The sequence below is a fragment of the Kitasatospora sp. NPDC059146 genome, from assembly GCF_042786665.1.
Lineage (GTDB): Bacteria > Actinomycetota > Actinomycetes > Streptomycetales > Streptomycetaceae > Kitasatospora.
The window spans coordinates 1-1078 of sequence record NZ_JBHZCY010000278.1; the positions used below are offsets into that span (position 1 = coordinate 1).

Consider the following 1078-nt stretch of genomic DNA (forward strand, 5'->3'; position numbering starts at 1 on the left):
CCACCGCCCCCTGAGCACAGTCGGACCGGCCTCAGACCGCGACCGGGCCGCCGGCGGCCAGCGACCGCTCGGCCGCCGCCAGCACCTCCACCACCCGCAGGCCGAAGTCGGCCCCGCAGGGGTGCGCCTCGCCGGAGGCGGCGGAGGCCAGCAGGGCGTCCACCGCCCGGTGCAGGGCCACCGTCGGTCCCTCGCCGCGCTCGGGCAGCCGGGCCACCCCGTGCTCACCGCGCAGTTCCATCGCGACGCCGCCGCCCGCGCGCGGGGCGGTCAGGCTCAGCGCCAGCGTGCTGGAGGCACCGCCGGCGTGCCGGAGCACCAGGTGGACGGTGTCCAGCGGCCCGGCGACGGCCGTGACCTCCGTCGCGTCGCCCAGCACCGGCAGCAGGACGGACAGCGCGTGCGGGCCGACGTCCCACAGCGCGCCCTTGTCCCTGCGCCACGGCGAGGCCGCGTACGGGCTGGTGCTGCCCGGCGCGAACACCGAGCCGAGCCAGTCCGAGCGGCCGGTGAACCAGCCGCCGAGCCCGGCCTGCCGCTCGATCCACGGGATCTGCTCGCCGCCGAAGCGGACGGTGAAGAAGACCACCGAGGCGAGGCGGTGGGTGCGCGCCGCCTCGGCCACCGCCCGGGCGTCCGGCACGGTGAACGCGACCGGCTTGTCCAGCAGCAGGTGGCAGCCGGCCTCGGCGGCCCGGACCGCGAGTCCGGCCTGGACGGAGGGCGGCAGGGCGATGGAGACGGCGTCCACCTCGGCCAGCAGCCGGTCCAGGTCGCCGTACCCGGGCACGCCGTGCGCGGCGCCCAGCGCCTCGGCGGCCTCCGGGCGGCGGCCCCAGACGCCGGTGAACTCCAGCCCGGGGTGCTCGGCGAGCACAGGTGCGTGCACCCGCTCCGCCCAGGTGCCGGTGCCCAGCAGTCCGATCCGCACGTTGTCTCCGTTCCTCGGTGTGCCGCGGGCCGGGCGCGCGGCTGCCGCAGCCGGGCGCGTTCCCGCAGGTCAGCCCCGAGCGTATCGGGCAGGCCGGCCCCGCCCGCGGCGGAGCGGACACCGCGGCCGCTACGCACAGGAGCCGAC

At 78.6% G+C, this 1078-nt stretch carries 1 protein-coding gene; it reads right to left on the bottom strand.

Annotation, left to right across the window (positions count from 1 at the left end):
* Positions 1-31: 31 nt before the first annotated feature.
* Entirely contained in the window at positions 32-931 is a 900-nt protein-coding gene (locus ACFXPX_RS43905; protein ID WP_380645133.1) for a Gfo/Idh/MocA family protein, read from the bottom strand.
* Positions 932-1078 lie beyond the last annotated feature (147 nt).